Source organism: Pantoea sp. ME81 (genome assembly GCF_903970985.1).
In the GTDB taxonomy this organism is placed as follows: domain Bacteria; phylum Pseudomonadota; class Gammaproteobacteria; order Enterobacterales; family Enterobacteriaceae; genus Pantoea; species Pantoea communis.
This window is the reverse complement of record NZ_CAJCKS010000031.1, coordinates 35026-41591: the sequence shown is the minus strand read 5'-3', so window position 1 is coordinate 41591 and position 6566 is coordinate 35026. Positions and strand designations below refer to the sequence as shown.

Sequence of the window (6566 nt, the reverse complement as noted above, 5' to 3'; positions counted from 1 at the left end):
GGGAGTTCTTTTGACTTTCATCCAGGTTTGCCTACTGAACGTCTTCACCGGGGAGTTCCGCTTGTTGCAAGGGAACCGTCCCACGGAAGGGCGTTTGCTGTTTTCACCTATTTCAGGGAAAAGGTCATGACGGTACATCAGTCCGTTTCGCAACAAACTTCACTGAGCACCTCTTCAGCTGCTGACATGCGGCTGGAAACCTCTTCTGGCCGCAAAGATTTCTGGCGCGCCACCTTCTCTTGCTGGCTCGGCACGGCAATGGAGTATGCGGATTTCGCACTCTATGGCCTGGCAGCAGGCATCATCTTTGGCGATGTGTTTTTCCCCAATGCCACACCCGCTATGGCGCTGCTCTCCAGCTTTGCCACCTGGTCCGTCGGGTTTATTGCACGTCCAATTGGTGCGCTGCTGTTTGGCTGGATCGGTGACCGCAAAGGCCGCAAGACCGTGATGATCGCCACCATCATCCTGATGGGCGCGTCGACAACCTTGATTGGTCTCATCCCTTCTTACGCCACGATCGGCGTCTGGGCACCCGCTTGTCTGGTGCTGTTGCGCTTTACCCAAGGGTTGGGCGCCGGTGCGGAACTGTCTGGTGGCACCGTGATGCTGGGCGAATATGCCCCGGTTGCGCGTCGCGGTCTGGTCTCTTCCGTGATTGCCCTCGGCTCGAATAGTGGCACGCTGATCGCTTCGCTGGTGTGGCTTGCCGTGATTCAGATGGATAAACAAACCTTGCTGGATTGGGGATGGCGTATTCCGTTCCTCAGTAGCGTGCTGATTGCCGTGGTCGCGTTGTGGCTGCGTCGCCATCTGCGTGAAACCCCGGTGTTTGAACGTCAGCAGGCACTTTTGCAGGCGGAACGCAGTGCCACGTTGCAGCATGCAGCCGTTGATACCCGTAGTTTCTGGCAACGCAGCCGTGCGTTCTGGACCATGGTCGGCTTACGCATCGGCGAAAACGGTCCTTCCTATCTGGCGCAGGGCTTTATCGTCGGCTACGTCGCGAAAGTACTGATGCTTGATAAATCGGTGCCAACCACGGCGGTGTTTATCGCCTCGGTACTCGGTTTCCTGATTATCCCGTTCGCCGGTTGGATGTCTGATCGCTTTGGCCGCCGTATCACCTACCGTGGTTTCTGTCTGCTGCTGATGATTTACGCCTGGCCGGCATTCAGCCTGATGGACAGCCGTGACCCGGCGATTGTGATCCCGGTGATGGTAGTAGGCATGGCGCTGGCCTCGCTCGGTATTTTTGGGGTGCAGGCCGCGTGGGGTGTGGAAATGTTTGGTGTCAAACACCGTTACACCAAGATGGCGGTGGCAAAAGAGCTGGGGTCTATCCTTTCTGGAGGGACAGCACCTTTGGTGGCTGCGGCGCTGTTATCGTTCACCGGACACTGGTGGGCGATTGCCGTGTACTTCTCGGCGATGGCGACCATCGGTTTTCTGACCACGTTTGTGGCACCGGAAACGCGTGGGCGCGATCTGAATCTACCGGAAGATGCGATCTGACGCGCAACACGCTGTAAGTGAAACAGTGCCATTGGCCGGTTATTCCGGCCAATGGCATTCATGCAGAGGCAAGAGCATTGGCGAAATCCCCAGGCGGAAATGTAACACGTAGCGATGTGGCGAAAGCCGCCGGCACCTCAGTGGCAGTAGTGAGCTACGTGATTAACAACGGACCGCGCCCGGTGGCGGAAGCCACGCGGCTGCGCGTGCTGGAAGCAATTAAACAGACGGGCTATCGACCGAATGCGGTGGCGCGAGCATTGGCATCCGGCAGCACCAAAACCTTTGGCCTGGTAGTGCCGAATATCAGCAACCCCTTCGTGGCTTCGATGGCGCATATGCTGCTGCAGGAGTCGCTGGATCACGGCCACGTGATGCTGCTGGGGGATGCCGGAGATGATCGCAAGCGTGAGCTGGAACTGATTCAGGGCTTGCTGAATCGTCAGGTGGATGGCCTGTTTTATACCAGTGTCGATCGCCACCCATACATTGATGTGATTCAGGCCAGTGGTACACCGCTGGTGATGCTGGATCGCGTTGCCCCCCGTCCTGGCGTGAGCATGTTGCGGGTCAATGAGCGCGAGGCCTCGCGTCAGGTGACTGAACATCTGCTCAGCCACGGTTATCAACAAGTTGGCATGATCAGCGGTCCACTGGAGATGTTGAATGCCCAGGATCGTATTCAGGGCTGGCGCGATGCCATGGCAGAGAAAGGCCTGCAGGCAGATGAAGCCCTGATTTTCCCTGCCAGCTACTCGCGACAAGGCGGTTATGACGCCACAAAACGTATGATTGCCAGCGGACAGGTGCCGCGCGCGCTGTTTACCAGCAACGAAGGCCAGGCGATTGGCTGTATCCGTGCGCTCTCTGAACACGGTTTGCGCGTGCCGCAGGATGTCGCCCTGGTGTGCTTTAACGGCACCGATCAATCCGCGTTCCATGTCCCGACATTGACGACGGTACGTCAACCGCTGCGGGAAATGGCACGCAGCGCTATCGCCATGCTGAAAAATGGGGATGGCGAAGCCCAACTGGCAGAGTTCCCTCACTATCTTGAAATCGGTGAGTCCTGTGGCTGCCTGCTTACTCAACAAAAATAAACCTATAACATCATGAAAAGACTGATTATTGATTGTGATCCGGGAAATGGAATTGCAGGGGCGAACACCGATGACGGCCTGGCGCTGGCACTGGCGTTGGCATCACCTTCGCTGTCGGTTGAACTGATCACCACCGTCACTGGCAATACGCCGAGTGCGGTAGGGGCGCAGGTTGCCAAAGATTTACTCCAGCGATTAGGGCTGAATATTCCCGTAGTGCAGGGCGCGTTGCAGGCACTCCGCGAAGACCCCGCCCCCTGGCGCGCACGCCTCGATGGCGTCAAGGATGCGAACCTCGCTGAACTGTGGCGGGGCGTACGTAAGCCGCAGTTGCTCGCGGCAGATGGCAATGATGCCGCAGGCGTGATGGGCCAGCTGATTTGCGATAATCCTGGCGAATTCACCCTGGTGGCAATCGGTCCGCTGACCAACGTGGCGCAGGCGCTGCAGCGCTATCCGCAAATGGCCGAATCGGTGGCGGAGATTGTGATCATGGGTGGGGTGTTCGCTTTAGATGATTACATCAAAGACACCAACTTTGGTCTGGATCCCGAAGCGGCGCATCAAGTGCTGCACAGCGGAGCAGCCATCACGCTGGTGCCAATGGATGCCACCACACAAACATTGATGACCCATCAGGATCTCAATCGTCTAACCACCAACGACCACCCATTGCCACAATTTGTCCGCGAGACGCTGCGCCCGTGGATTGACTACTCGATTCGCACCCGCCATCTGCCAGGCTGCTGGATCCACGACGCGCTGGTGATTGCCTGGCTATTGAATCAGCGCGTGGCGGATGGGGTGGATTACTTTGTCGATATTGAGTTACGCGCTGGCGCAACGCGCGGCAAGAGCTGGCGGTATCGGTCGCCACTGCGCCTGGACATTGGCGTGCCGGAGCAGACCGGGGCATTGGTGCACGTGATGCAGAACGTCAACAATCCGTTGCTGCTGGAGATGATTGAAAAGGCGTTTAATCAACTGCAGCGCTGAATGCCCATAGACGGGTGCGGCACACTGAGCCGCACCCGTCTTCCTGCCATACCGCCAGGAATTTGCCCTTTCAGATGGCACTGCTGAACTGCGGTGCAATGTTTCACTCCATGACATGCTTACTTACACCGCGAATCACTCCCTGACAATTCCCCGCCGCAGCGCTCCTTTCTGACATGCTATATACAAATAGTTAACACAATAATAACCAGCGAAATCATTCGCCGGATAACGTTCCAATAAATTCTGGTCAATGAACCGGAAGCTAATCAGACAGGATACCCCTATGTTCAACTGGACTGCGACCCAGCGAAACGTGGCGTTTGCCAGTTTCGCCAGCTGGACGCTGGATGCGTTCGACTTCTTTATCCTGGTGTTTGTACTCAGCGATCTTGCCCAGTACTTCAATACCAGCGTCTCCGATGTTTCTGTTGCCATTATGCTCACGCTGGCGGTTCGACCGATTGGCGCGCTGATTTTTGGCCGTCTGGCTGAGAAGTATGGCCGCCGCCCGATTCTGATGCTCAATATCGTGATGTTCTCACTGTTTGAGCTGCTCTCTGCATGGTCACCGAACTTCACCGCCTTCCTCGCCTTCCGCGTGATTTACGGCGTGGCGATGGGCGGCATCTGGGGCGTGGCATCGTCATTGGCAATGGAAACCATTCCGGATCGCTCGCGTGGGCTGATGTCCGGCATCTTCCAGGCGGGCTACCCTTGTGGCTACTTGCTGGCATCGATCATTTTTGGGCTGTTTTTCGAGTCGGTAGGCTGGCGCGGCATGTTCCTGATTGGCGCATTGCCGATTCTGCTGCTGCCGTTTATCTATTTTAAAGTGCCCGAATCCCCGGTCTGGCTGGCTGCACGCGAGCGTAAAGAGAGCACGGCGCTGCTGCCGATTATTCGTCAGCACTGGAAAATCTGCATCTACATGGTGCTGCTGATGGCGTGCTTTAACTTCTTTAGCCATGGCACCCAGGATCTCTATCCGACTTTCCTGAAAGTGCAGCATCAGTTTGATCCGCACACCGTGAGCATCATCGCCATCAGCTACAACATTGCAGCGATGCTGGGCGGGATTACTTTTGGTGCGCTGTCAGAACGCATTGGCCGTAAGAAAGCGATTATCCTTGCCTCCTTCCTTGCGCTGCCGGTGTTGCCGCTGTGGGCGTTCTCCAGCGGATCCTGGATGATTGGCATCGGCGCGTTCCTGATGCAGTTTATGGTGCAGGGCGCATGGGGCGTGGTGCCGACCTATCTTACCGAACTGGTGCCTGCGAATGCACGTGCGGTACTGCCGGGCTTTGTTTATCAGTTGGGTAATCTGATTGCCTCGGTCAATGCGACCTTGCAGTCACGCATTGCCGAGGCTCACGGCGGCAACTACGGCCTGGGGATGGCAATCGTTGCCGGTACGGTGGCGGTGCTGATTTGCGTGTTTGTCGCCTTCGGGCGAGAGACGCGGGGTATCGAAATATCCGGTGCCGTGGCGCGCGAACAGCGTTAAAGCGCCTCGCAGACGTCGACCCATTTCGCCGCAGTCAGCTCAGCCATGCGCTGCGGCGAAATGCGCACTGCACTGTGAATCGAACCTGCCGCGGGCAGCACTTCATCAAAACCGCGCAGGGTCACATCACAATAAACGTTCAGCGGATTTTCCAGTCCAAAGGGGCAGACGCCGCCCACCGGATGTCCGGTCCAGTTCACCACCTCATCCACACTCAACATGCGGGCCTTAGCGCCGAGTGCGGCTTTCAGCTTGCGGTTGTCGAGGCGGGCATCACCGCGCGTGACGATCAGCACAATGGCATCCTTCACCTTCAACGACAGGGTTTTGGCGATTTGCCCCGGCATCACGCCATGGACGCGTGCGGCCAGTTCTACCGTGGCGGTGCTTTCCGGCATCTCGATGATGTCGATATCCGGTGCATGTTCGGCAAAGAAGTGCCGTACCGACTCCAGGCTCATTTTTTTCTCCGGTAAAAACAGAGCCTAAAAGCTGCCATAAGGGGGGAAAAGTGTAAACGGGATAAAAAGAGAATCTGTAACAGAATGCGCGCAGGTTAAACCACTTTTAACGTGCAGTTACCACAGCGTTCCACGTCCGGAATGCGATAGCGCTGGCAGCAACTGCGACGTTCCATCTCGCCATGACGCGGGATCATGGTGCGATAAAGCGGATTGTCGCTGCCATCCAGCAGCGTCTGGGTGAAGAACAATGCCTGTTCCAGTTGAGTGATGACGGGCGCGGATAACTGGCCTTTCAGTTCACCGAGGAACCAGTAAAACGAATAACCCATGTTGTTCCAGATGAGTTTGGCGTTGATATCACCGTGCTGCGTCATGCCGTTGACAGCCGGGATCAGGCATTGCTGAATCAGGCGGTCAATACGCTGCTGTGCACTCAGGTAACGCGCCTCTTCATCTTCCTGCACATCAATCCAGAAAGCACAGGGATGGCCGTTTTCATGAAATTCCACATGAATCAGATGGGGTGCGCACTTCAATGCCCGCGGCTCCTGCAGCAACATTAGCATCAGCGGGGCCAACAGCAAGCCAAAATACCATTGTGCCCAAAGTGACTGCAGCGGTTTGGCTTCCTGTTGCACATCAGGGTGATTGCGATAGAGATAATCGCTATAGCGCTGTGTCAGGCGACGATAGTGCAGCGGAGTGGACCACTCGGCCAGCGTCAAGGTCCCTGCGGGAGCGGCCTGGCCGAGTTTGACGTTATCCAGCATGTAGCTTCGTTGATCACGCATCAGATCTTCCAGTGCGCTCGCTAAGCTGCGGTCGCTCTGCATAAAGATCAGAGGATGGTCGCTAAAGCGATGATCCTGACGCGTGATGATGGTCATGCCGGTCCTGAGTGATAACGGGAATCGTGAGACAAATGATAATCGTTACTGTCAATGCGAACAAGATGTCATCAAGCGAAGAAGGGGGGATGGCGCC

The 6566-nt window shown here is 56.5% G+C and carries 6 protein-coding genes; 4 read left to right on the top strand and 2 right to left on the bottom strand.

Annotation, left to right across the window (positions count from 1 at the left end):
* Positions 1–126: 126 nt before the first annotated feature.
* From H7A81_RS08325 to H7A81_RS08310, 4 genes are all read left to right on the top strand, one after another.
* Entirely contained in the window at positions 127–1515 is a 1389-nt protein-coding gene (locus H7A81_RS08325; protein WP_160868541.1) for an MFS transporter, read from the top strand.
* 77 nt (positions 1516–1592) lie between these two features.
* Positions 1593–2615 (top strand): LacI family DNA-binding transcriptional regulator, encoded by a 1023-nt coding sequence (locus H7A81_RS08320; RefSeq protein ID WP_058959396.1) that lies wholly within the window; start codon positions 1593–1595, stop codon positions 2613–2615.
* A 12-nt stretch (positions 2616–2627) separates the two neighbouring features.
* Positions 2628–3611, top strand: coding sequence for a nucleoside hydrolase (locus tag H7A81_RS08315; RefSeq protein WP_160868542.1), 984 nt, complete (start codon positions 2628–2630; stop codon positions 3609–3611).
* Between the two features lie 253 nt (positions 3612–3864).
* A complete protein-coding gene (locus H7A81_RS08310) occupies positions 3865–5118 on the top strand; it encodes an MFS transporter (RefSeq protein ID WP_182057222.1) in 1254 nt (417 codons plus the stop codon).
* Here the strand turns inward: H7A81_RS08310 and H7A81_RS08305 are convergent.
* Both H7A81_RS08305 and fhuF read right to left on the bottom strand, forming a co-directional pair.
* Entirely contained in the window at positions 5115–5579 is a 465-nt protein-coding gene (locus tag H7A81_RS08305; protein ID WP_182057221.1) for a YbaK/EbsC family protein, read from the bottom strand. The two genes, H7A81_RS08310 and H7A81_RS08305, sit on opposite strands and share 4 nt — an antisense overlap.
* 95 nt (positions 5580–5674) lie before the next feature.
* Positions 5675–6469: a siderophore-iron reductase FhuF gene (gene fhuF, locus H7A81_RS08300; RefSeq protein WP_160868543.1), complete on the bottom strand. Its 795-nt coding sequence runs from the start codon at positions 6467–6469 to the stop codon at positions 5675–5677.
* Between the last annotated feature and the right edge of the window lie 97 nt (positions 6470–6566).